General features: G+C 68.2%; 27 protein-coding genes. 19 read left to right on the top strand and 8 right to left on the bottom strand.

Going from position 1 to position 23,572, the window contains the following annotated elements; all coding sequences use genetic code 11:
- Positions 1-15: 15 nt before the first annotated feature.
- Together ABZV44_RS42830 and ABZV44_RS42835 are read right to left on the bottom strand one after the other, a co-directional pair.
- Positions 16-678, bottom strand: a complete 663-nt coding sequence (locus ABZV44_RS42830) for a PadR family transcriptional regulator (protein ID WP_354850238.1) — start codon at positions 676-678, stop codon at positions 16-18.
- A gap of 85 nt (positions 679-763) precedes the next feature.
- Positions 764-1,561 carry a helix-turn-helix transcriptional regulator gene (locus tag ABZV44_RS42835; RefSeq protein ID WP_354850241.1) on the bottom strand — a complete coding sequence of 266 codons (798 nt, stop codon included), beginning with the start codon at positions 1,559-1,561 and terminating at the stop codon, positions 764-766.
- A 132-nt stretch (positions 1,562-1,693) separates the two neighbouring features.
- On the opposite strand from ABZV44_RS42835, the gene ABZV44_RS42840 reads away from it, so the two are divergent.
- The 3 genes from ABZV44_RS42840 to ABZV44_RS42850 all read left to right on the top strand — a co-directional run bounded on the left by ABZV44_RS42840 (position 1,694) and on the right by ABZV44_RS42850 (position 3,913).
- On the top strand, positions 1,694-2,737 hold the full coding sequence (locus ABZV44_RS42840) for an NAD(P)-dependent alcohol dehydrogenase (protein WP_354850243.1): 1,044 nt from the start codon (positions 1,694-1,696) through the stop codon (positions 2,735-2,737).
- 157 nt (positions 2,738-2,894) lie between these two features.
- On the top strand, positions 2,895-3,458 hold the full coding sequence (locus ABZV44_RS42845; protein WP_354850246.1) for a hypothetical protein: 564 nt from the start codon (positions 2,895-2,897) through the stop codon (positions 3,456-3,458).
- 32 nt (positions 3,459-3,490) lie between these two features.
- Entirely contained in the window at positions 3,491-3,913 is a 423-nt protein-coding gene (locus tag ABZV44_RS42850) for a hypothetical protein (RefSeq protein WP_354850248.1), read from the top strand.
- On the opposite strand, the gene ABZV44_RS42855 is transcribed toward ABZV44_RS42850, so the two are convergent.
- A complete protein-coding gene (locus ABZV44_RS42855) occupies positions 3,910-4,644 on the bottom strand; it encodes a VIT family protein (protein ID WP_354850250.1) in 735 nt (244 codons plus the stop codon). The genes ABZV44_RS42850 and ABZV44_RS42855 overlap by 4 nt on opposite strands.
- A 105-nt stretch (positions 4,645-4,749) precedes the next feature.
- Here ABZV44_RS42855 and ABZV44_RS42860 point away from each other — a divergent pair, with 105 nt between their 5' ends.
- A complete protein-coding gene (locus ABZV44_RS42860) occupies positions 4,750-5,835 on the top strand; it encodes an ionic transporter y4hA (RefSeq protein WP_354850253.1) in 1,086 nt (361 codons plus the stop codon).
- Here the strand turns inward: ABZV44_RS42860 and ABZV44_RS42865 are convergent, their stop codons facing one another.
- Positions 5,836-6,066, bottom strand: a complete 231-nt coding sequence (locus ABZV44_RS42865; protein WP_354850256.1) for a nuclear transport factor 2 family protein — start codon at positions 6,064-6,066, stop codon at positions 5,836-5,838.
- A gap of 384 nt (positions 6,067-6,450) precedes the next feature.
- On the opposite strand from ABZV44_RS42865, the gene ABZV44_RS42870 reads away from it, so the two are divergent.
- The 9 genes from ABZV44_RS42870 to ABZV44_RS42910 are packed head-to-tail and all read left to right on the top strand — an operon-like array spanning position 6,451 to position 15,025.
- Positions 6,451-7,287 (top strand): ABC transporter permease, encoded by an 837-nt coding sequence (locus ABZV44_RS42870; RefSeq protein WP_354850259.1) that lies wholly within the window; start codon positions 6,451-6,453, stop codon positions 7,285-7,287.
- Positions 7,284-8,150 (top strand): ABC transporter permease, encoded by an 867-nt coding sequence (locus tag ABZV44_RS42875; protein ID WP_354850315.1) that lies wholly within the window; start codon positions 7,284-7,286, stop codon positions 8,148-8,150. Before ABZV44_RS42870 ends, ABZV44_RS42875 begins: the two co-directional genes overlap by 4 nt.
- A 3-nt stretch (positions 8,151-8,153) precedes the next feature.
- The gene (locus ABZV44_RS42880) at positions 8,154-9,182 is read left to right on the top strand and encodes an MlaD family protein (RefSeq protein ID WP_354850261.1); all 1,029 of its coding nucleotides are present in this window, start codon (positions 8,154-8,156) and stop codon (positions 9,180-9,182) included.
- Positions 9,179-10,177 carry an MCE family protein gene (locus tag ABZV44_RS42885; protein WP_354850264.1) on the top strand — a complete coding sequence of 333 codons (999 nt, stop codon included), beginning with the start codon at positions 9,179-9,181 and terminating at the stop codon, positions 10,175-10,177. Before ABZV44_RS42880 ends, ABZV44_RS42885 begins: the two co-directional genes overlap by 4 nt.
- Positions 10,165-11,220, top strand: a complete 1,056-nt coding sequence (locus ABZV44_RS42890; RefSeq protein ID WP_354850267.1) for an MlaD family protein — start codon at positions 10,165-10,167, stop codon at positions 11,218-11,220. The genes ABZV44_RS42885 and ABZV44_RS42890 overlap by 13 nt, the downstream gene beginning before the upstream one ends.
- The gene (locus tag ABZV44_RS42895; protein WP_354850269.1) at positions 11,220-12,302 is read left to right on the top strand and encodes an MlaD family protein; all 1,083 of its coding nucleotides are present in this window, start codon (positions 11,220-11,222) and stop codon (positions 12,300-12,302) included. Before ABZV44_RS42890 ends, ABZV44_RS42895 begins: the two co-directional genes overlap by 1 nt.
- Positions 12,299-13,468, top strand: a complete 1,170-nt coding sequence (locus ABZV44_RS42900; RefSeq protein ID WP_354850271.1) for an MlaD family protein — start codon at positions 12,299-12,301, stop codon at positions 13,466-13,468. Before ABZV44_RS42895 ends, ABZV44_RS42900 begins: the two co-directional genes overlap by 4 nt.
- Positions 13,465-14,421, top strand: coding sequence for an MlaD family protein (locus tag ABZV44_RS42905; protein ID WP_354850274.1), 957 nt, complete (start codon positions 13,465-13,467; stop codon positions 14,419-14,421). Before ABZV44_RS42900 ends, ABZV44_RS42905 begins: the two co-directional genes overlap by 4 nt.
- 22 nt (positions 14,422-14,443) lie before the next feature.
- Positions 14,444-15,025, top strand: a complete 582-nt coding sequence (locus tag ABZV44_RS42910) for a hypothetical protein (protein ID WP_354850276.1) — start codon at positions 14,444-14,446, stop codon at positions 15,023-15,025.
- 63 nt (positions 15,026-15,088) lie between these two features.
- Here the strand turns inward: ABZV44_RS42910 and ABZV44_RS42915 are convergent, their stop codons facing one another.
- On the bottom strand, positions 15,089-16,684 hold the full coding sequence (locus ABZV44_RS42915) for a GMC family oxidoreductase (RefSeq protein ID WP_354850279.1): 1,596 nt from the start codon (positions 16,682-16,684) through the stop codon (positions 15,089-15,091).
- Between the two features lie 104 nt (positions 16,685-16,788).
- Entirely contained in the window at positions 16,789-17,334 is a 546-nt protein-coding gene (locus ABZV44_RS42920) for a YdcF family protein (RefSeq protein WP_354850281.1), read from the bottom strand.
- Positions 17,335-17,460: 126 nt separating this feature from the next.
- Here ABZV44_RS42920 and ABZV44_RS42925 point away from each other — a divergent pair, with 126 nt between their 5' ends.
- Entirely contained in the window at positions 17,461-18,327 is an 867-nt protein-coding gene (locus tag ABZV44_RS42925; RefSeq protein ID WP_354850318.1) for an LLM class F420-dependent oxidoreductase, read from the top strand.
- Between the two features lie 57 nt (positions 18,328-18,384).
- A complete protein-coding gene (locus ABZV44_RS42930; RefSeq protein ID WP_354850284.1) occupies positions 18,385-19,191 on the top strand; it encodes a nuclear transport factor 2 family protein in 807 nt (268 codons plus the stop codon).
- Here the strand turns inward: ABZV44_RS42930 and ABZV44_RS42935 are convergent.
- Together ABZV44_RS42935 and ABZV44_RS42940 are read right to left on the bottom strand one after the other, a co-directional pair.
- Complete coding sequence (locus ABZV44_RS42935) at positions 19,188-19,415, bottom strand: hypothetical protein (protein WP_354850320.1); 228 nt, start codon at positions 19,413-19,415, stop codon at positions 19,188-19,190. The genes ABZV44_RS42930 and ABZV44_RS42935 overlap by 4 nt on opposite strands.
- A gap of 112 nt (positions 19,416-19,527) precedes the next feature.
- On the bottom strand, positions 19,528-20,538 hold the full coding sequence (locus tag ABZV44_RS42940) for an AraC family transcriptional regulator (protein WP_354850287.1): 1,011 nt from the start codon (positions 20,536-20,538) through the stop codon (positions 19,528-19,530).
- A gap of 70 nt (positions 20,539-20,608) precedes the next feature.
- Between ABZV44_RS42940 and ABZV44_RS42945 the strand changes: the two genes are divergently transcribed.
- The 4 genes from ABZV44_RS42945 to ABZV44_RS42960 all read left to right on the top strand — a co-directional run.
- On the top strand, positions 20,609-22,105 hold the full coding sequence (locus ABZV44_RS42945) for an NAD(P)/FAD-dependent oxidoreductase (protein ID WP_354850290.1): 1,497 nt from the start codon (positions 20,609-20,611) through the stop codon (positions 22,103-22,105).
- Positions 22,106-22,301: 196 nt separating this feature from the next.
- Positions 22,302-22,487: a hypothetical protein gene (locus tag ABZV44_RS42950; RefSeq protein WP_354850293.1), complete on the top strand. Its 186-nt coding sequence runs from the start codon at positions 22,302-22,304 to the stop codon at positions 22,485-22,487.
- Positions 22,488-22,891: 404 nt separating this feature from the next.
- Positions 22,892-23,296, top strand: a complete 405-nt coding sequence (locus ABZV44_RS42955; protein ID WP_354850296.1) for an Rv3235 family protein — start codon at positions 22,892-22,894, stop codon at positions 23,294-23,296.
- 135 nt (positions 23,297-23,431) lie between these two features.
- Positions 23,432-23,572, top strand: a 141-nt coding sequence (locus ABZV44_RS42960) for a histone-like nucleoid-structuring protein Lsr2 (protein ID WP_354850322.1), incomplete at its 3' end; no start/stop codon positions are given.

Here is a 23,572-nt window from a genome sequence, read left to right on the forward strand (position 1 = left end):
CCCGGTCCATGTGGATCAGTCGTGCTGGGACTGCGGTGTGTCGGCTCCCCCTTCCGCCGGCTCGGCGATGTCGGCGGGCATGACGCCGTCGCGATGCCAGGCCCGCCAGCCCTCCACGTCCGGGAAGCTGCCGTCGGCGAGCGAATCGCGCAGCGCGCGTGCCCATTCGGACTCCGCCGCCAGCATGGCCAGCTCGTAGTCCTCTTCGATCAGGAACAGCCGCGGCACCGTGCCGTCCAGGGCGGCCAATTGGGTGCGGTTCTCGGCAATGGTCCGGTCCAGCTTGGTGATTCGCTGGGTGAGCAGGTCGACGACCTCGTCGGGCGGCAGCACCGACGCGACGGACAGCCCGGCCATGAAGCGGCGCTTCTCCGGCTCGGGGTCGGCGATGAGTTCCCTGGTCCAGTCGGTGAGTTCGGCGCGCCCGGCGTCGGTGATCCGGTAGATGGTCCGTTCCGGCCGGGCGCCGTCGCGTTCGCTGCCCGCGATCTCGAGGAAGCCGTGCTTGGCGAGGTTGTCCACGACCGTGTAGAGCGAGCCCCACTTGACGCCCATGTCGTTGTCCTTGCCCCATGCCCGCAACTGCGCGGCGATCTCGTATCGATGCATGGGTTCGACGACGACGGCGGACAGCACCGCCAGCCCCATCAGATTGGCGACCTTGCGCTTGCGGGCCATCCGGCACCTCCTTACTCGTCTACGAATATACGTCTACGAGTATTCGGCGACAAGCATCCGGCCGGAATCGAGCTCCGATCGGCGTCTACGCGCGGGCGAAGCGGGCGCGCAAGTGGTCGGAGGTGGCCTGGTCGGCGGGCAGGAACGCCTCGAGGTGCAGCTCGGACAGGGTGATGTCGGTGGCCGTCGCGAACGAGGTGACAGTGGTGATGAGCCGCAGCTCGCCGGCCTCGGACCGCAGTCGCAGCGGTACGGCGAAACCCAGATGTCCCGGGCCCGGTTCCACCGGCGGCAGATAGCCGTCGAGTTCGGCGATGAGCGCGTCCAGCGCGGGATCGGGGCTGCGGCCCGCGCGATTGCGGAGGCTGTCGGTGACGTGCCGCCCCCACTCCGGCAGGTTCTCCACCCGCCGGGCCAGCCCGTCCGGGTGCAGGGCCAGCCGCAGCACATTGATCGGGGGCTCCAGCAGTTCCGGTGCGCAGCCCTCGGTCAGCAGCTCGAATCCGGGATTGGCCGCCACCAGCACGCCGAACGGCCGGGTCACCACGGCCGGATACGGCAGATGCCCCTGCAGGATGGTGTCGAGCGCATGCCGGACCGCGTCGAGTTCCGGTGCGTCCAGCGCGGATTCGGGAAAGATCGGCGCATAACCGGCCGCCAGCAGCATTGCGTTGCGCTCCCGCAGGGACAGTCCCAGCACCTCGGCCAGGCGGACCACCATGATCCGTCCCGGCTGCGAGCGCCCCTGCTCCAGGAAGCTCAGATACCGCTGGCTGGTCTCGGCGGCGATGGCCAGATCGAGCTGACTCAACCGCCGCCGTGTCCGCCAGCCGCGGAGCTGCTGTGCGAACGGTGTGGTCGTGGCCGGGGCCATGGTCGTCATACCTCCACTGTGTTCGAGGGGGTGTCGCGTCGCGATTCCCTCCGGGGAATCGTCACACGGCAGGGCAGCCGCGTCTTGATCATTCCCTGCAGGGAATCGCGGCGGCGGCCGGCGCGGCACAGACTCGGAGCCATGAGCGATGGACATGATCAGAACCCGAATGGTGTTGCCTACCACCTGGATCCGCTGCGCGGCATGGCCGGATTGAGCATGGCGGTGCAGGCGGCGCCGGTCCCCGGACCGCATCAGGTGCTGGTGCGGGTGCGCGCCGCCTCCCTGAACCGGCGCGACATCATGCTGATGGAGGGCACCTACCCGGTGGCGGCCCGGCCGGGCGTGGTGCCGCTGGTGGACGGCGTCGGTGAGGTGATCGGCCTGGGTGCGGGCGTGACCCGCACGGCGCTGGGCGACCGGGTGATGGGCACCTACTTCGTCGGCTGGAACGACGGCCCGCAGACCCAGGCGCTGAGCGGTGAGCAGTACGGCGCGACCCACGACGGCTGGCTCGCGACCTATGTGCTGCTGGAAGAGGATTCGGTGGTGCAGGTGCCGCCGTATCTCACCGACGCGGAAGCCGCGGCCCTCACCTGCGCGGGTCTGGTGGCCTGGGCCGCGGTGACCAAGCCGGTGCCGGTCGGCCCCGGCGACACCGTGCTCACGGTCGGCTCGGGTCCGGTCGGCCTCTTCGCGGTGCAGCACGCGAAAATGCTGGGCGCGCAGGTCATCTCCCTCACCTCGTCGCCGGAGAAGGGTGAGCGCCTGCGCAAGCTGGGCGCGGACGAGGTGGTGGACCGGACCGTGACCCCGGACTGGGAGCGGGTGGTGCTGGAGCTCACCGACGGCCTGGGTGTAGAGCGCGTGGTGGAGGCGGTGGGCAAGCGGACGCTGGCGAAATCCCTTGCGGCCACGGCCTACAACGGCGAGGTCGTGCTGATCGGGGCCTTTCCGGCCGAGCCGGGGCAGCAGCCCGCCGATCCGCTGGGCGGCAAGTATGTCGGCTTGCGCCGCGTCGCGGTGGGCAGCCGGGCGGATCTGGAGTTCATGAACCGCACCATGGCCGAGCACGGCATGCGGCCGGTGATCGATCGGGTGTATCCGTTCGAGCGGGCGGTCGAGGCGTTCGAATACTTCGAGACCGGTGACCCGTTCGGCAAGGTGGTGCTCACCCTGAATTGAGCGCAACTTTCCGGCAATCGGTTCGGATAGATATCTACCTGGAACTATTTCCTTACCTTGTAGCCGGTTCAGATAATCAGCAAATCTGTGTACCGTGCCTTGAAGGAGAAGCATTTCGGATCTACGGGCGTGTGCTTCGAGCCGAAGGAGTTCCCCGATGGCGGTGGGCGCGGTACGCGAGAGACCCGGTGCGGCGGGGGAGGAGCCCGCCGTCGCCGCGAATGACGGGACCCCTGGTCTGACCGCGGTGGGGACGATGCCCGCCAAGGTGCTCGGCGGCCTCCTGGTCCTCTCGTTCAGCGTGATCATCGCCTTCATCGGCGGCACCATGTTGGCCGCGCTCGACAGACCCGGCGGCGCCGAAACACCGGACACCCCACCGGCTTCCACGTCCACCGCCCCGGTGTCCGTCAAGGCGCAGCCCCAGGCGCCCCGGTCTGCCACCTCCGCCGCTCCGTCACCACCCCCGCCCGCCCCGGCCGCAGCGCAGAATCCTGCACCCGCCTCTGCGCCTGTGCCCGCGTCTGCCCCTGCCCCCGCCCCCGCCCCCGCCCCGCAAACCGAGCAATACGTCCCTTCGCCCGCGCCGGTCCAGGTGGCTCCCGAGCCGCCCGCACCCGCTCCCGCGGCGCCGCCTCCACCACCGGCCCCCGCACTGCCGGACATTCTGGCCCCGATCCTCCCGTTCCTGGTGCCACCCCCGCCCCCGCCCGCTCCCTAGTTGTCGCGGCCGGAAACCGAAGGAGGACAGCCATGCTGGGCACGGCAGACGAGATCCGGCGCGACCAAGGCGATATCGATCCCCGGCGGCTGGTCCGCGTGGTCCTGGCCGCCGTCCTCATGGCGGTGGCTGTCGGGGCGGGCATCTGGCTCACCTCGTCCGGTGGTCGCCCGATCGCCGATACCTCGATCGTGAATGTTCCCCGCCCGCGGCACGACCATTTCGCGCCCGCTCCGCATCCGCCCAATGTCGCGCCCGCCCCGCGCCCGCCCAACGCCCCTCCCGCCGAACAGGTCCCGTCCGCTCCGGGACGGGCCTCGGATCCGGCTCCGCCAGTGGTGATTCCGGCGCCCGTCGCGCCGCATCCGGTGAATATCCCGGCGCCGGTGGGCCCGGATGGTGGGCCGGCGAATCCGCCCGCGCCGCCGGATGATTCGGGCCGGACCTCCGGCTAGAGTCCGGAAACCCCTGCCAGCTGGCCGATTCCGTAGGTGACCGCCATGGCCAGCGCACCACCGATGACCACCCGGAGCACGGCGCGGCGTGGATTGCTGCCACCGAGCCGGGCGCTCACCGACCCGGTCAGGGCCAGCGCCACCAGCACGGCGGCGAAACAGACGGGGATGCGCCACTGGGTCGGGGGCAGCAGGATGGCCAGGATCGGCAGGATGGCGCCGATGGTGAAGGAGACGGCCGACGACAGCGCGGCCTGCCACGGATTGGTGAGTTCGTGTGGGTCCAAACCCAATTCGGCCTCGGCGTGGGCGGCGAAGGCGTCGTGTGCGGTGAGTTCCTGGGCCACCTGGCGGGCGGTCTCGGCGGACAGTCCCTTGGCCCGGTAGATCTGGGTCAGTTCGGCCAGTTCGTATTCCGGCTCCTCGGCCAGTTCCCGCTTCTCCTTGGACAGCAGGGCGCGCTCGGAGTCGCGCTGGGTGCTGACCGAGACGTATTCGCCGACCGCCATGGAGATGGCGCCGGCGGCCAGACCCGCGACGCCCGCGGTGAGGATGGCGCTGGAGTCGGTGGACGCGGCGGCGACACCGACCACCAGGCCTGCGGTGGAGACGATGCCGTCATTGGCGCCCAGCACGCCGGCCCGCAACCAGTTGAGGCGGGCGGCGAGGCCCTCGTCGTGCGGCTCGTGCGGGTGCGGTCGCGCTGCGTCGGCGGCTCCGGTGTCGTCCACGTGGGCAGCCTAATTCACCGGGACGCACTCATGCGGTAATGCGTTCGGAGGAGGCATCGCTCCCATTTACGGGGTGTGCGGACGGTTTGCTGCAACGATGGGGTCATGGTGGGTTTCTGCAGGCGGTACTGGTCGGCCATCCTCCCGGTGCTGGGCGCCGCGGTGCTGGTGGTGGCCTGGGGCCGGCGGCTGAGCCCGGTCCCGGCGGTACTGGTGGGAGCCGTGCTGATCGGCGCGGTGCTGGCCGCGGTGCACCACGCGGAGACGGTCGCGCACCGGGTGGGCGAGCCGTTCGGATCGCTGATCCTGGCGGTGGCGGTGACCATCATCGAGGTCGGGCTGATCGTCACGCTCATGGTGTCCAGTCCGGAGAAGTCCGCCTCGCTGGCCCGCGACACCGTCTTCGCCGCCGTAATGATCACGTGCAATGGCATTTTCGGCCTCTCGCTGCTGGTGGGCGCGCTGCGGCGGCGGGTGGCGGTCTTCAATGCCGAGGGCACCGGCGCGGCGCTGGCCACGGTCGCGACGCTCGCGACCCTGAGTCTCGTGCTGCCGACCTTCACCACCAGCGAGCCCGGCCCGGTGTTCTCGACCTCGCAGCTGGCCTTCGCCGCCGTGGCGTCGCTGGTTCTCTACGGCGTCTTCGTCATGGTGCAGACGGTCCGGCATCCGGACGACTTTCTGCCCGTCGAGGGGATCGAGGCGGTCGAGGATGAGCACGAGGAGCCGCCCACCCGCGGGCAGGCGTTGCTGAGTCTGGGTTTGCTGCTGATTGCCCTGATCGGCGTGGTCGGGCTGGCGAAGGTGGACACACCGAATATCGAATCCGGTATCGCCGCGGCCGGGCTGCCGCAGTCCGCGGTCGGTGTGGTGATCGCGATGCTGGTGCTGCTGCCCGAAACCATTGCGGCCGTGCGTACTGCGCGCCGCGACCGGGTGCAGATCTCGCTGAATCTGGCGCTGGGTTCGGCCATGGCCAGTATCGGCCTGACCATTCCGGCCATCGCGCTCGCCTCGGTCTGGATCGAGGGCCCGCTCATGCTCGGCCTGGGCGCGACCCAGATGGTGCTACTGGCATTGACCGTGGTGGTCGGCGCGCTCACCGTGGTGCCCGGACGCGCGACCCTGCTCCAGGGCTGTGTGCACCTGGTGTTGTTCTCGGCCTTCGTTTTTCTGGCGATCAGTCCGTAATCAGGAGTTCCAGCGATAGATCTGGCCGTCGCGCAGTTCGTAGGACGTCGCGGGATTGGTGGCATCGTGCCGGGACAGCAGCGCCATGACGCGGGTTCGTCCGCGGGTGGTGACGCCGTCCTCGGTCCAATGCACATAGGGGTGCACCAGTTTCGCGAATTCCGCCCAGTCGCCGGCTTCGATCGTGTGCAGGACCGCCGACACCGTGTTGTCCACAGCGACAGTGAACACGCACAGTCCGGGTTGCGCGTGGGTTCGATGTGAAATCGGAGGTTGCTGCGAGATCACTCAATTCGGCTTCAGGTATGGCTGAGGGCCGCGAAACCGCCTCGCCGGGGGTTCGCCGGGGGCGTGCTCGGCGTCATAGTCATAGCCGATCTGCTCTGATAACACGTTCTAGAACAGCAGGTCACATGGTCGTTCGTCCCACTGACCGGGATCAACTCCGGATGTACCGGTAGGTAACTTAGAGGTTCCGATCACACCTCGGGTCGATTTGTTGTAACTCCGCGTAACCATTAGCTTTGATGGCAGGCAGTGTTGCCGATCACGGAGAAGAAATTTGAAGCTCGCCACCACACGTCGGTTCCGGCGTCTCGAAGAAGCAGTCCTGCGATGACCCGGGCCGTCCATAATCGGTCCGCCGTGCGCATCGTGCGTGACAACTTCTCCAGCACCTCGGTGGCATCGCTGCGCACCTTCGGTCGCGCGGTCGGAATTGCCGAGGAAGCGGTGGTCGGCACCGTCACCGATATCGCGCGCCGCCAATTCCAATGGAAAGAAGCCATTCTCCAGGCCTGGCGGCTCATTACCGTGACCGCGATTCCGGCCGTGCTCATCGCGATTCCGTTCGGTGTCATCGTTTCGGTCCAGGTGGGCAATCTGATTCACACCCTGGGCGCGGATTCGCTGCTGGGCGCGACCGGCGGCCTGGGCGTCATCAAACAGGGCGCGCCTTTGGCCACCGGCTTCCTGCTGGGCGGCGCGGGCGCCGCGGCACTGGCCGCGGATCTGGGTGCGCGCACCATTCGCGAGGAGATCGACGCGCTGAACACCATGGGCATCAGCCCGATTCACCGGCTGGTGATCCCGCGCCTGGTGGCCATGGTCTTCGTCGCGCCGCTGCTGAACGTGCTCATCATCTTCGTGGGCGTGCTCGCGGGCTACGGCGTCGCCATCGGCGGACAGGGCGTGACGCCGGGCTCGTACTGGTCCACCTTCGGATCCTTCACCACCACCGCCGATGTGTGGGTGTCGCTGTTGAAGGCCGTGATCTTCGGCTTCCTCGTGGTGATCATCGCCTGCCAGCGCGGGCTCGAGGCGAAGGGCGGCCCGCGGGGTGTCGCCGACGCCGTGAACGCCGCGGTGGTGCTGTCGGTGGTGTCGATCGTGACCGTCAATCTGGTCGCCACCCAGATCACCGATCTCTTCCTGCCCACGAGGCTGGCCTGATGTCGGCAACCTATGTGCCCAAGGGGCTGGGCTGGGCCGCGCGCGCCTATCGCCGCCGTGGCCTGATCCTGCGCCGGGTGGAGAACCTGGGCTTCACGCTGGCCTTCGTCTGGCAGGTGCTGTCCTCGATTCCGTTGACGCTCAGGCGCTATCGCAGCGAGACCATGCGGGCCATCTCGGACATGACCTGGGGCCGCGGCTCGGTCATCGTGGGCGGCGGGACCGTGCCGATGATGATCGTGCTCGGCCTGGTGATGGGCGCATCGGTGGCGGTGGAGTCGTTCACCACGCTGGACATGCTGGGCATGGGCCCGGTGTCCGGCCTGGTGTCGGCCTACGCCACCACCCGTGAGCTGGCGCCGATCGTCGCCGCCATCGGGTTCGCCGCGCAGGCGGGCTGCCGCATGACCGCCGAGATCGGGTCGATGCGTATCTCCGAGGAGATCGACGCCATCGAATCCCTCGGTCTGCGTTCGGTTCCCTTCGTGGTGACCACCCGCGTGCTCGCGGGCGCGGTCGCCATCGTGCCGACCTTCCTGATCGCGCTGATCCTGTCCTACGCGGCCTGCCGCGGGCTGATCACGCTGGTACACGGGGCGTCTGCCGGTGTGTACGACCATTACTTCTTCCAGTTCGTGTCCGGGTTCGACGTGATCGCCGCGGTGGTCAAGGTGGCCGTGTTCGCGGTGGTGGTCATCCTGATCCATTGCTACTTCGGCTTTTTCGCGACCGGCGGGCCGGAGGGCGTGGGTATCGCCTCGGGTAAGGCGGTGCGCGCGAGCTCGGTGGCCATCGTGGCCATGGACATGGTGCTGTCGCTGTCCCTGTGGGGCTTCAACTCGGCGATTACGTTCACGGGGTAGGGGATGCCGAATTACGGAATGCCGGGTGTGGCCGTCGATCGCAAGCGGGCGATGACGGTCGGCACTGTCGCGCTGGCGCTGGTGCTGGCCGTGGTGGCGGGCTGGGCGCTGTACCGGTCACAGAAAACCGAGGCCGGATTACCGATTTCACTGCGCACCGAGCAGATCGGTGACGGCGTGCTGGTCGGCACCGACGTGCGGGCCAATGGCGTGGTGATCGGCAAGGTCACCGAGATCGCGCCGGATCAGCACGGGACACAGCAGATTTCGCTGCGGCTCGACGATGCCAAGCTGTTCGGGCTGGACGACAGCCTGCAGGTGGATTACGCGCCGGCCAACCTCTTCGGCATCAGCGAGATCGAATTGCGCAGGGGCGCGGGCGGTTCCCCGCTGCGCTCGGGCACGGTGCTGGACTTCACCGGCAGCCGCGCCGCCGCTGTCTACGACGCCACCATGGGCTCGCTGCTGCGCAGCGCCTCGCAGGTGGGCGGTTCGGTGCTGACCCCGCAGATGGCGTCGGTGATCGCACAGGCCGCGGCCGATACCCAGGCGCTCATGCCGCTGGCGCAGGCGCTCATCACCGCGCAGCGCACGATTACCGACAACCAGAAGATGCCGATGTCGGAGCTGGCCGGCAACCTCGGCCCGGCCTTCGACGGCGGCGGCCGGTTCGCGGGCGCGACCGTGCAGGTGGTGGATCTGATCCGCAGTATGCAGCGGCTGCAGACCGACCGGGCCGCCTACGACAAGGGCGTCGCGACGGTCACCGGTCAGCTGCTGCCGGCGCTGGCGACCACCTTCACCCAGGCCGGGAATCAGCTTTCCGGCACCACCGACATGCTGGTCCCGGTGCTGACCGCACTCGCGCAGATGGTGCCGCAGCCGCAGCAGTCCGCGGCCGAATTGCGCCTGCTGCTGGAGCGATTGCGCGCGGCCATGCCGGACACCGGGCGGGGGCCGGTGCTGAATGTGGAGGTCGACCTGAAGGGTGTGCCGGCCATCGCGGTGCCACTGCTGGGAGGGGCGCGATGAGGGTGAAATCGGCGGCCTGGCGGCTGGCCCTGTTCGCGGGCGTCATCGTGGTGGTGCTCATGTTGGTGCTCACCGCGATTCAGCGCCCGGTGTCGGGGAAGACCGAGACCCACGATGCCATCTTCACCGACGCCAACGGTTTGAAGGTCGGCGACGACGTGCGCATGTTCGGCGTGCAGGTCGGCAAGGTGAAGCAGATCGGTCTCGAGGGTGCGAAGGCGCGGGTGCAGTTGTCGGTCAAGACCGATGCGCCCGTCTACGACAACTCCAAACTGGCCATCCGCTACCAGAATCTGACCGGGCAGCGGTACATCGATCTGCAGCAGCAGCCGCAGCCGGGCAACCGGATTCCGGCGGGCGCGCGCATCGGCGAGGACCACACCGTGCCGTCGTTCGATGTGACGCAGCTGTTCAACGGCCTGAAGCCGGTGCTGCAGACCATTTCCCCGGAGGCCATCAACCAGTTCAGCGCCAGCATGGTGGCCCTGATCGAAGGTGACGGCAGCGGCATCGGCCCGGCCATGGACGCGATCGGGAAACTGGCGTCGTATGTGGAGAACCGGCAGCAGGTGATCGGCACGCTGATCCACAACATGTCGGATCTGTCCGACCGGCTGGGCGGGCGCGTGCACTACCTGGTGCCGCTGCTGAAGCAGCTCTCCGACATCTTCGAGGCGTTGCAGCAGAATATCGGCGGCCTGGCGCAATTCGCGGTCACCGCGCCCTCGGTGCTGCGGCCCATCGACAATCTGCTGCGCTCACTGGGGATCGACAGCGGGTCCGATGTGGACGCGCTGATCCGCAAGATTTTCCCCGACGCCAAGGAGGCGGTGGACGCCTTCGGCCGCCTGCCCGCGGTGCTGGGCACGGCCGACGCGGCCCTGCCGACCAGCCCGAGCGGCTGGAAGCCGGTGTGCAGCAAGGGAACCGCCGATGTGCCGGCGGTGGTCAGGGTGCTCGTGTCGGGACAGCAGGTGGCGATATGCAACGGATGACATTGCCCCGCTTCTGGAGCGGGCTCGGTTCGATACGTGACGATCGGGTGGTCGACGACGCCACCAAGCAGAAGCGGCACCTGCGCAAGGGCATCATCGGCGCGGTGCTCGTGGTGCTGGGCCTGGCGGCCGCCGGTGCGCTGTACGTGATCCCGTTCGGCAAGCACACCTACACCGCGGAACTGTCCGAGGCGCAGTCGGTGAAGGCGGGCGACGACGTGCGCATCGCCGGCATCTCGGTCGGCGAGGTGAAGTCGCTGGAACTGAAGCCGGACAAGGTCGTCATGCGCTTCACGGTGAAATCCGATGTGTTCCTGGGTGATCAGACCTCCCTCGACATTCGCATGCTGACCATTGTCGGCGGCCACTATGTGGCGGTGTTCCCGGCCGGGAGCAAGCCGCTGGGGTCGGCGGCCATTCCGGCGGACCGGGTGCGCCTGCCCTACAGCCTGATCGAGACCTTCCAGGACGCGGCCGCCCCGCTCGCCAAGATCGACGGTTCGATGCTGAACAAGAACCTTGCGGCACTGGGCAATTCGATCGACGGTTCGCCCGACACCCTGCGCACCACGCTGGCCACGGTCGACACCTATGTGGACGCGCTGGACAAGCAGCGCGGCCAGGTGTCCAATGCGGTGGCCGTGGCCGACGAGTACGTGCGCATGTACGACGGCGCGAAATCCGATCTGGGCCGGCTCATGGACAATGCCAACCTGCTGGTCACCGTGCTCGACGACAAGCATGCCGAGATGGCCGAGGCCGTCCGGCTGCTCGGCGATGTGCTCGGCCGGCTCGGCGGTGCGGAACCCACCTGGTCGGATCTGAAGCCCAAGCTGACCGACGCCATCACCCAGCTCGAACAGCTCGGCCAGAAGTTCACCCCGACCCTGACCGCCGCGCAGGACCTGCAGAAGAAGCTGTCGGACTTGGTGATTCCGGACGGCGGCGTGCAGATCGACCAGTCGCAGCAGACCGTCGCGCTGTCGGACCAGCCTGTGGCACAGCCGCAGGTGTGCATTCCGGTGCCGGGGAAGGACTGCTGATGTTCAAGCGGATGCTCGGATCGCAGGCATTCATGTCGGTCGCCGGTGCGGTGCTGGTGGTACTGCTGGCGGTGGTCGGGTACCTGCTGTGGTTCAACCCGATGAAGAAGACCGTGTCCTACTGCGCTGTCATGCCCGACGCGGTCGGTCTGTACGCGGGCAACAAGGTGACCATGCGCGGAATCGCGGTCGGCACCGTCGATTCCATCGATTCGGACGGCACCAAGGTCAAGGTGAAGTTCTCGGTCGACGCGAAGTACCCCGTGTATGCCGATGCCGCCGCCACCACCGTCTCGGATTCGATTGTGGCCGACCGCAATCTGGCGGTGCTCAACAGCGGCAAGGATCTGGCGCACTGGGATTCATCGCAGTGCATTACCAAAACCCTGACGCCCAAGAGCATTACCGAGACCCTGACGGCGCTGGCCGACCTGTCCTCGCAGCTGCAACAGGCGCAAGCGCCGGATGCGCTGGCGCACGGTCTGTCCGCGCTGGACTCGGCCACCCAGGGTGCCGGAGCGCAGATCAACGAGATCGTCAAGAAGCTGGGTTCGGCGCTGGCCCAGCCGGACGCCGACATCGGGCACCTGGCGGGCATCTTCGACGCCTTCGCCGCGGTCGGTGCGAAGGTCGAGCAGCACTGGGGCGACCTGCGTTCCATGCTGCTGCGGCTGGCCCCCGCCCTGAACAATGCCAGCACCGAATTGCTCGGTCCCGGTGCGCAACTCATCGACCGGCTCGGTGAGGTACTGCCCATGCTCAATGATCTGGTCACCATCGCGGGCGATCCGATCATGCGCGGTCTCGACGACACCCTGCCGCTGGTCCGGCTGCTGCGTGCCAATGTCGGCTCGCTCTCCGAGGTCATGCTGAAACTGCCGGTGCTGACCAATGCGGCCCAGAACATCATGGGCAACGGCATTACCTATGGCTCTCCGCGCGCGGCCCTGCCGGCCCCGCAGGCCGAACAGGTCTGCGCCGCAGTCAATGCCGTCACCCCGGGCAGTTGCACCGACGCCGCCAACGGCATGGTGAACGTCCCGCTGGTCCCGTTGGTGCTCGGAATGGCAGGTGTGCGATGAGGTTCGGACGCTGGGAGATCGTCGTCGCCACCCGGCCCGGTTCCGGTGCGGGAGAGGGCGGCTCGGTGTGGTCGAAGCCTGCGCAGGGGGCAGGCTCCGAGGTGCGTCCGCGGGGACGTGTGGCCAGGCGTGCCGGAGCCGCCGTGCTGGCTGCCGGGTTGTTCGCCGGGGCGGGGGGCTGTGCCTTCGATCCGTCGTCGGTGCCGGTGCCGGGCACCACGATTTCGGGGCCCACCTACCGGATTCACATCGAGTTCGGCAATGTGCTGAATCTGCCCGCGAAGGCCAAGGTCATCGCCAATGGCGCGCAGGTCGGTTCGGTCAGCGGTGTGCGCGTGGTGGATTCGGCGCACGCGGGCGGGCGCGGCGGCTATGTCGTGGTGGACGCGGACATCTCGTCCAAGGTGCAGCTGCCGGTCACGGCGGTGGCCGAGCTGCGGCAGAACACGGTGCTGGGTGACATCCATCTGGCGCTGACCACGCCGCCGGACGGGTTCGGGTCGCTGCTGAAGGATGGCGGCACCATCACCCGGGACCACACCCGCCCGCCGGTGCAACTCGAGGACACCATGGCAGCCCTGGCGGCCTTCACCCAGGGCGGGGCCGTGAATCAGTTGCAGGACATCATCAACCATTTCAATGCGGTGCTGCCCCGTGATCCCGAGGAGACCAAGCGGATCGCGCGGAACGCGGCCGGGAACGCGGTGGATCTGGCGGCCAATCTGGACCGGGTCGACAAGCTGCTCGACGGTCTGGGTGTCAACGCCCAGGTGCTGCACGATCGCGCGGACTTCCTGGACCATGAGCTCAGCCAGGAGTCGGTGGACGCCATGACCGGGATCACCGGCTCGATCAAGGGCGTCACCGAGATCTTCGCCGTGCTCGGCCAGCTCGGGCAGTCGCTGGTGTGGCTGGCCCCGCTGGCCACCGCGCTGGATCCGGTGACGCAATCGTTTGCGCCGCTGGCGCTTTCGGGACGGCCGCTGGACCTGTCGGTGCCGTCGAACCTGTCGCTGCTGACCTCGCTGCTGCGGGACAAGCTGATTCCGTTCGTCGAGAACGGGCCCAAGGTGAACATCACCGGCGTCCAGGCGGATTCGGTCTCCCGGGACGATCAGGTCACCAACATGCTGGCCGGGCTGCGCATGATCGGAGCGGTGCGATGAAGTGGGGTTCGCTGGCGTCGCTGGGCGGCATCGCGGCCGTCACCGTGGTGGGCGCGAGCTATCTGACCTTCGGCGTGGTGCGGGCGGATCCGTTCGCACACCACACCGACGGGTCCATGGTGATGGCGAATTCCGGTGGGCTGAGCGTGGGTTCACCCATCCTGCTCACCGGCATGCGGGTCGGCAGGATCACGTCGGTGGACTCCACCGCGCGCGGCGTCGAGGTGGGCTTCCGCATCGACGGGGACCGCAGGCTGCCCACCGACAGTGACGTCACCATCGAGCAGCTGTCCGCGCTGGGCGAGCCGTTCGTGGAATTCCGGCCCCGCACCGCGGGCGGGCCGTACCTGAGGGACGGCCAGCGCCTGGATGCCGCCACGGTGAAGTCGCCGCTGTCCATTCCCGAGGTGTCGCGACTGGTCAACAAGGTCATGAACCAGCTCGACCCGAAGGTCGCGGCCTCGCTGGCGAGCACGCTGGGAGCGGCCTTCCACGACACGGATTCGGCCATGCCGAACCTGACCCGGGCCGGTGATCTACTGGCCGCCGCGATTATGAGCCGCGAGCCCAAGATTGCTCAGCTACTCAACAGCTTCCAGGCGGCGGCCTCGAATATTGATGGCATGGGCGAGGCCACGGCGGCCGCGGCTCCGGCGTTCGTGCAGTTCGAGCAGTCGCTCGAGGAGCTCATCAATGCCGTCGGTAGACTGGTCGACCGTGCCCCCGGGCCGCAGGCATACGTCTCCGGCAATGGATTGGCGCCCTTCCTGGCCAAGCTGACCGAATGGCTGCAGCAGGCCGGACCCGAATTGAAGACCCTCGCGCCCCAATTGCAGCCGCTCGCCGACGCGGCACGCACCGCCGGGCCTCAGCTCAATATCAGCAGCTTGATCTCGCAGGCGCTCGCGTCCACCGGTGACGGTGCCGTGCGCGTGCAGGTCGGCGTGAAGTAGCAGTATCAGCAAGGAGGAGACCATGTCTCAGGACACCGAATCGAAGCACCCGGTCGACCCGGCGCCGGCGCCGGCGCCGGCCAAGACGGTGCAGCTGAAGGTCTCGACCCTGGCGACCGCGGTCGCCGCGGTGCTGCTCGTCGGCGCGCTGGTGACGGTCACCGTGCTGTGGCAGTCCGCGCGCGGCGACCTGAAGGACCGCGACACCCAGGCCGCGAACGACAAGCACGCCGAGCAGGTGGCCTCCGACTACGCCATGGGCGCGGCCAACCTCAACTTCTCCGACTTCAACGCCTGGACCGCTCGCCTCAAGTCCAACACCACCCCGGCGCTGGCGAGCAAGTTCGACGCCACCTCTTCGAAGCTGCAGGAGATCCTGGTTCCGCTGAAGTGGACCTCGAGCCCGACCCTGCTCAGCTCGCAGGTCACCAGTCGCGACAACGGCGCCTACAAGGTGAACGTCTATCTGAACGTCAACTCCACCAATGCGCAGAACCCGGACGGCGTCCTCACCACCATCTACTACACGGTGAGCGTCGACCCCGGAAGCGGCTGGAAGGTCACCGACGTCGGCGGCATCGACCTCCCGCTGCCCAAGCAATAACCTCGTCCGGAAGACCTTGGCCCGCCGTAGCTTTCGAGCTCGGCGGGCCTTTCGGTGCACCTGTCAGGCGGCGGCGCCGCGCAGCTTGTCGGCCAGTCGCACGGCCAGCGCGACGATGGTCAAGGTGGGGTTCGCGTGGCCGTTGGTGGGGAAGACCGAGCTGCCGGCGATATAGAGGTTGCTGATGCCGTGCACGCGGCAGTCGCCGTCCACGACGCCGGTGCGCGGGTCCGCCGACATGCGGGTCGCGCCGGTGGGGTGCGCCCAGTCGGTCAGCCGGACCGGGAGATCACTGGCCTCGCGGACCCATTCGTTCAGGGCGGGCGGGGGATAGCCGAGGCGGGCGAACTCGCCGGCCACCAGGGCGGCGGCGCGGCGGACGGTGGCGTCCTCCTGGGCGCTGACCTGCCAGTCGATGCGCGGATGCGGGATGCCGAGGCGATCAACGGTGTCGCTCAATGTGATCCGGCTGCGCGGATCCGGGGTCTGCTCCACCATGCAGCGCAGTTCCACGTGCTCGAGCTTGCGCGGCAGGCCGGTGTGGTCGATGAGACGGCGTTTGGCCCCGGAGAGCAGCAGGCCGGGATGGCCGGCGACGGTGCGGGCGTCGTGCAGGTTCAGGTGCCCGCGCAGCAGGTTCTTCACCGACTCCCAGGGGTCGTCCTCGGCGGGCACCTCCTGAATCCACAGGGCACAGTTGAGGAGTCCCTCGTCGGCCTGGATTTCCGGCGACAGTGCCAGCCCGTGCAGGAAGGTGTGCTTACCGCCGCGGGTTTTCACCACGTATTTGCCGAATCGGTCACGCGCGGCGGCCGAGGTGTGCGGGTCCAGCGCGCCCACCACGCCGCAACGATGATCCAGCAGATACCGGCCCACCACGTCGTGACGATTACCGATACCGTCCGGCACAATGCGATTGGATGCGAGTAACAGGCGCGCGTTTTCGATTCCTCCGGCGGCCAGGACAATTCGCGTCGCACGCACGATACGGATATTTCCGTCGGAATCCACCACCCGTAATGCCTCGACCCGGCTGCCGTCCGGATCGGTATCTATATGGGAAACGGTGGCATTCAGTAGAATTCGAACATTGGCCGCAGAGATTTCCCCGGCATGGGCGCCGAATCGCTTGGAGTCGAACGGATCCGCCGGGTCCTTGCTGATCTGCCAGAAGTAGGGCCGCAGCCAGCGCCGGTCCACCTCCGGATGGGCCGGGGTCCGGTCGGCCAGCTCCCAGAACCGGTCGCCGGTGAACCCGGCCCCGTACCCCAGTCCCAGATGGCCCGCCGCCCGATCCAGATACGGTTGGACCTCGGTGAATCCGATCGGCCAGCCGGAGAACGGGACCCAGGCGCGGGCCGCGAAATCCAGTTCGTCCAGCGGTGCGCAGCGTCCGCTCCAGGTGTGCGAACTGCCGCCCAGAATGCGATTGCGGGCATTGCGATACGGCTGGGCCCGCGCGGCGCCGATATTCTCGATGTCATTGAGCGCATCGGTGCCGGGGTCGAGTTCGCGCCCGCCGCTCTCCAGCACCAGCACTCGTAGCGAACTTCCCGCGAGTTCGGAAGCCAGGGTCAGGCCCGCCGGTCCGGACCCGATAATGCAGAGGTCGGCCGTCAGCTCGCTGTCCCGCACGGCACGAAGGTCGTCGATACGCACCGGAAATCCTCCCGCACCCGCATCCACCCCCGTGACGGACGCGCTTCTTTTGCCCGGACCTCATCGTAACCGCTCAATTGCGCGGCCGTGGCCCATCTTTCGGCTCAGCATCCGCGCTGCAGAAACGCACGCACATAACCCGCCGACTGCCGCACATACATCCACGACCAGAACAACAGCCCCGAATCGCTGGGGCTGGCGACCATGGTGATCTGTCCGGAAAAACACTTCCCCACGATGTATCGCGCGCGCGAGACGTGCGGTGTATAGGTCACCACGATGATGTGCTGCCAGTGCCCGGCCTGGGCCCGCCGGCGGATTTCCTCGGCCTCGCCCTGGGTGGTCCACGGATTCGGCACGAAGCAGGAGACCGTGAAGTCGAACCCGCCGTCGCAGTAGCGGTCCATCACCGGGTCGTTCTGTCCGGTGGATCGCGAGATCAGCAGCTCGGGCGCATAGCCCTGCTCGGCGAGCCGCAGCCCGACGTCGTAGCGCGCGTAGGCCGTCCCGCCGAGCACCACGATGGCGTCGGCCCGGCTCAGCGGATCCACCCGCGGGTGCACGAACACCGGCAGTCCCGCGAACGCGAGAGCGACGATCAGCGCTGTCACGGTGACGACCCCTGCGATGACCCTCCGGAGAGCAGGCACGCCTCCGACGGTACCGATCCCGCCGTCGACCTTCCCGCCGTGATCGTGGGGCAGACTGTATTGCGCACGAACGCATGGCATCACGCACGAAACAAAGGCATGTCGTCCCCAACGGAGGAGTCCGCCATGGAGCTGGGCCTGCACTACTGGAACTACTCGCACCCCGCCGCGACCGACCGGATCGCGTCTACGCTGGCGCATACCGCCCGCATTGCCGAACAGGCCGGATTCGCGCAGTTCACGGTCATGGACCACTACTTCCAGATGGAGCTTCGGGGCAGCGCCGAGGAACCCATGCTGGAGGGCTACACCACCCTCGGCTACCTGGCGGCGCTGACCGAGCGCATGCGGCTGGGACTGCTGGTGACCGGGGTGATGTACCGCTATCCCGGCCTGCTCGCCAAGATCGTCACCACCCTCGACGTGCTCTCGGGCGGCCGGGCCGAACTGGGCATCGGCGCGTCCTGGTACGAGCGGGAACAGCGCGGGCTCGGCGTACCGGTCGTTCCGATGGCCGAGCGGTTCGAACGGCTCGAGGAGACACTGCAGATCTGCCTGCAGATGTGGGGCCCCGACAATGGGCCGTACAAGGGCGAGCACTACCAGCTCGCCGAGACCCTGTGCGTGCCAGCGCCTTTGAGCCGGCCGCGCCCGCCCATCCGGATCGGCGGCGGCGGTGAGCGCAAGACGCTGCTGCTGGTGGCCCGCTACGCGGACGCCTGCAATCTCTTCGCGAGCAGCCCCGAGGAGGTCGCCGCCAAGCTGGCCGTGCTGCGCGCGCACTGCGAGGCCGAGGGCCGCGACTACGACGCCATCCGCAAGACCGGGGTCTACGTGTCCGATGCCCTCGGCAATCCGGACCAGGTGCTGCGGGATGCCGAGCAGCTCGCTGCCCTGGGCATCACCGAGCTGGACTTCATGCCCGATGGCGATCCCGTCGCCTTCGCGACCGAATTCGCCGACCGCCTGCTCCCGCGCCTGGCGACCATCTAGTCCAGGGCCGGGGCGTTCGGTATCATCGCGCGCGCTTGCCAACATCTGGAGGACACTGTGCCCGCGAATCCCACCGCCGCCGAACTATTGGCGACCGTCGAAGCGTCACCGCGGGCGGTCGGCGCGCACGACAAGGCCGCCTGGGTGGGCCTTTTCGCCGACAACGGCAGCGTCGAGGACCCGGTCGGCTCGCGCCCCCACATCGGGCGCGAGGCTATCGAACGCTTCTACGACACCTTCATCGCGCCCAACGGCATCGTCTTCGACGTGACCGGTGACGTGGTGTGTGGCATGACGGTCTTCCGTGACCTCACCATCGCCACCACCATGTCCACCGGGGTCACCCTGCACGTGCCCATGCATCTGCGCTATGACCTGGCCGAGGTGGACGGCGCGCTGAAAATCCGTGCCCTGCGCGCACATTGGGAGCTGGCGGGCATGATCGGCCAGCTGCTGGGATCGGGCACGCAGGGCCTGCTGGCGGGGGCCAAGCTGGGCCCGCAGCTGCTCGGCAATCAGGGCATCGGCGGGGCGATGGGTTTCATGTCCGGCCTGCGCGGTGTCGGCGCGGCGGGCAAGCGAGCCGCCGGGCAGCTGCTGGATGCCGTGGCCGCCGGTGATTCGTCCAGTGCCCGTGCGGTTCTGGCTCCGGTCCCCCGCCTGGAGTGGGGTGTGGACGGCGCGATGTCGCTGGAGGACTTCACCACCCGGGTGAAGGGCCTGCGCTGGAGCAAGGCCATTGCCGCCGGGCACTCGGTGACGGTGTCGGTGGAGACCCGTGAGAGCCGCGGTATCGCCGAACTCGATTTCGCCGACCGCGGGCTGCGCATCGAGTCGGCGCGAATCTTCGTGCCGGCGAGTTAATCCCGGATTCCGGCGATCTCGGCCAGGGGATTGTTCCCGCTGAACGTGGTGCCCCCGGCCGCGCCGACCACCTTCCCGTGCACGCTGATCAGCCACTGGCCGCACACACAGCGCAGGTACTGCACCCCGCGGTGGGAGGAGACAGCCGTCGGAGAGGGCCAAGCGCAGGAAGGGCATTCGGCGATCATCAGGACATCCTGGGGGCGGGAGCGCCGATTGACCATGATCGACACGCGGCGACTCGCAAATCGAGTGCGTGTCGTGAGCGACTCGCCGTGCGTGATTTGCCAATGGGCCCATCGAAACTCGGTGGCATCCCGTTGACATCCGGTGTGGTCAGCCCGCTTTGCCCTTGCGCACCGCGGTCGGCGTTGCACCCCACCAGCGCTGGCAACAACGTGTGAATACCGACTGTTCCGACAAACCGATGAGCGAGGCCACCTGGCTCATCGGCATATCGGTCGTGGTCAGGTAGCGTCGCGCCTCGGTGCGCCGGACCCCGTCGAGAATCGCCGCGAAGCTCGTCTCCTCGGCGGCCAGCCGTCGCTGCAGGGTGCGCGGATGGATGGTGAGCAGCCGTGCCACGGCATCGATTTCGGGGGCGGTGGTGCCCAGGAGCTTCTGCAGGGTGGTCCGCACGCGTGGCGCGATCGCCGTGGCCGCGCCGCCGGACTGCTGGGCCAGGAAGGCCATCGCCATCCGGTGCAGGTTCTCGTCGCCGCCGGAGAGTTGCCGATTGCCGAGGGCGGCCGGTATCCGCAGCAGTGCGGCCGGACGCTCGATTCGCACTGGCGCGCCGAAGAATTCCTCGTATGCCCGGATCGGGGCGGCGGGCCGATAGGGGACCTCCACCGAGCGCAGCCCGTAGCGGTCCTCGGCCAGGCGCTGAATCGTCTTGTGTACGAAGGCCAATCCGAGATCGGTGCCCTGGACGGGGGTGGGCAGGCCGGGTGCGGTGGCGCCGTAGCGCAGGGCGATGACGCCGCGATCGCCGTACGGGTCGGGTGCCATGGTCAGACTGAGCGAGCGGGCGTGCACGAACAGGTACCGCGAGGTGCAGTCGAGCACCGCGGCCAGGGTGGTGGCATTACGGATGGCCAGCGCCAGCGGGCCGAGCATGTCCAGGTCCTGCCGCGACGCCATCCGCAGCCCCAGATCCGGGCAGTCGAGCCGATGGGCCGCCAGCTCCAGCACCGCCCCGACCGCATGGTCGGGGACCAGTAGATCGTCGGTGTCCAGGGCGGCGAGCGGCAGTCCGCAGGCGGCGGCCAGCTCCTCGGCGTCCCCGCCGAGCTCGGCCACGGTCGCGCGGAAACCCCGCAGTCCGGCGGATCTGATCACCGACATGTCGTCAAGGATCAAATACTTGTCGTGCAGAGTCAAGAAACCGGATGGCGGGCGCAACAGACTGGAAGTCATGAACGCCGCGCAACCTCTCGCCGAACACCTCGACGTCGTCATCGTCGGAGCCGGGCTCTCCGGCATCGGCGCGGCGTATCGCCTGCAGGCCGAGCAGCCCGGCCGCAGCTATGCCATCCTCGAGGCGCGCGACGCGCTCGGCGGCACCTGGGACCTGTTCCGTTACCCGGGCATCCGCTCCGACAGCGACATGTTCACCCTCGGCTACCCGTTCAAGCCCTGGCGTGACGCCAAGTCGATCGCCGACGGGCCGGCCATCCTGCGCTACATCACCGAGACGGCCACCGAGAACGGCATCGACAAGCACATCCGGTACGGCACCAAAGTCGTTGGCGCGGAATGGGACAGCGGCGAGTCGCAGTGGACGCTCACTGTCGAGCGGCGAAGTTCCGACGGTGTCGAGCGCGGCACGCTCACCTGTGGATTCCTCTACTCCTGCTCCGGCTATTACAACTACGACCACGGCCACGAGCCCGAGTTCCCGGGCATCGCCGACTTCGCCGGCACCGTGGTGCACCCCCAGTTCTGGCCCGCGGACTTCGATTACACCGGCAAGCGCGTGGTGGTCATCGGCAGCGGCGCGACCGCGGTCACCCTGGTCCCGGCCATGGCCGAGCAGGCCGAACTGGTGACCATGCTGCAGCGCAGCCCCACCTGGATCTCCGCGGTCCCCGGCCGCGACAAGGTGGCCGACCGGATGCGCGAACTGCTGCCGCCGAACCTGGCGCACCGGCTCATCCGCACCAAGAACATCCTGTTCAACATCGGCTTCTACCAGTACTGCCGGCGTCGGCCCGCGGCCGCCCGCAAGCTGCTCACCGGGCTCACCACCCGAATCCTGAAGGACGAGAAGCTCGTCGCCGAGCATTTCACGCCCGAATACAACCCGTGGGATCAGCGCCTGTGCGCGGTGCCCAACGCCGACTTCTTCAAGGCCATGCGCAAGGGCAAGGCCGAGGTGGTCACCGATCACATCGAAACCTTTGTGCCCGAGGGCATCCGGCTGAAGTCGGGCAAGGTGCTCGCGGCCGATGTGGTGGTCACCGCCACCGGCCTGCAGCTGCTCGCCTTCGGCGGCGTCGACCTGGTGGTCGACGGCGCACCGGTGGAGCTGTCCGAGCAGTTCGTCTGGCAGGGCACCATGCTGACCGGCGTGCCCAACTTCGCGGTGTGCATCGGCTACACCAACGCCTCCTGGACGCTGCGCGCCGACCTCACCTCTCGACTGGTCTGCAAGGTGCTGGGGTACATGGACCGCAACGGGTACCGCGCGGTCGTCCCGCAGCCGCAGCGCGGCCTGCAGGAGCGGCCACTGCTGGATCTGGCCTCCGGGTACGTCCAGCGCTCGATCGGCGACTTCCCGCGCCAGGGCGATCGGCATCCGTGGCAGGTGCGGCAGAACTACCTGCTGGATACCGCCATGGTCCTGCGCACCGACCTCGGCAAGACGCTGCGGCCGGTCGCGGCGGCCGAGGTGCTCGAACCGGTCCACTGAATTCGCTTCCGCCACAGTACCTCCGGTTCGCTCGCGCGCAGTACCTCCGGTTCGCTCCCACGCAGTGCTTGCCGCTCGGTCCCGGGCCTGCTGGCTGGCATGGCCGCCATGACATCCACGCGGTTCGGCGGTTCGCTGCGGTCGGTGCGGGTGGCGGTGACGGCGGTCTCCGCGGCCCTGCTCGCGGCGGCCGGTGGTGGCCTTCGCGGACCATCGGTGCGGGGCCACCGAGACGACCGCCGCGCACGGTTTCCGGGCCTTCGCCCCGGCCGGTGTCGCCATGCCCGATCAGTACGACCCGCAGTCCGGGCAGCTGTGGACCACCAGCCGGTTGCTCTACCCGCCCACCGGCCTGCTGGGGCGGCTCGCGCTGCTGAAGTAGCCGGGGAGGGGGTGCGAACCCTGATTTCGGGCCGTCCGCGTTCGGCTGGACTGCCATGCTTTCGCGCCATGGGAGGAGTCGAGACGAGAGCGGTGGTCGAGTCGCGGGCAGCGGTGGACTCAGGGACAGCGGTGGACTCGGGGACAGCGGTGGACTCGGGGACAGCGGTGGACTCGGGGACAGCGGTGGAGTCGCGGACAGCGGTGGGCGGATTCCTGCTGCCCGCACCACGATTCGAGCCGCCGCTGGAACAGTGTCGTGGCAAGGCGGATCCGGTCCGCCAGGTTCCAAGGGCAGGCCGCCACGCACCGGAGGTGGGCCGCCGGGTGCCGCGGCCCGATCAGTGGCCGGCCGCCACCGCGGGCCGATCGCCCGGATGCCGGAATCGAGTGGATCGCCGATCGGTGTCTGCTGCGCCCGGATCGGTCGGCCTGCAACGGCTTCTGCGTTCTTCGCACGCTGTGAAAGCCCGGGGCGGTGATGAATGCAACACTGCGGCAAGGCAATTCGCCGGTGCGGCGCTGCGGCTGGCGCTCGAGGTGCTGGACGGCCGCCGTTCGGTGCGGCAACTGGGGCCGCTCGCCGAGCCGGCGGTGGCGGCCGCGGTGCGAACCCTGGCGGGGGCGGGACGGCTGCCCGGGCGGGAGCTCGGCACCGCCATCCTCACCAGGGTGGATGTGATCATGGCCGGGCCGGGGCAGGCGGAAGTTTGCGCGGGTTACGATCGCGGCGGCCGGCGTTTCGCGCTCGCCGCCCGCATTGTCCACGGTCGTTCCGGGTGGCGCTTGGCCGCATTCCGGGTGTGCTGAAGACCGGACGGTCTCTGCGGTAATAGCAGAATAGTCTGGTCGCCCCTAATTCGATTCGCGCCTGGTTTGAATCCTGCATCGCGCGGCATTAACATTTCGGCGAATAGCGGCACCTCACACGTGGAAGGGCAGTCCATGGCGAAGAAAGTCACCGTAACTCTGGTTGACGACTACGACGGCGAATCGAAGGCCGACGAGACCGTCTTTTTCTCGATCGACGGCAACGACTTCGAGATCGACCTGTCGAACAAGAACGCCGGCAAGCTGCGGGAGGCC

Origin of the sequence: Nocardia sp. NPDC004860 (genome assembly GCF_040609015.1) — a bacterium.
In the GTDB taxonomy this organism is placed as follows: Bacteria; Actinomycetota; Actinomycetes; order Mycobacteriales; family Mycobacteriaceae; genus Nocardia.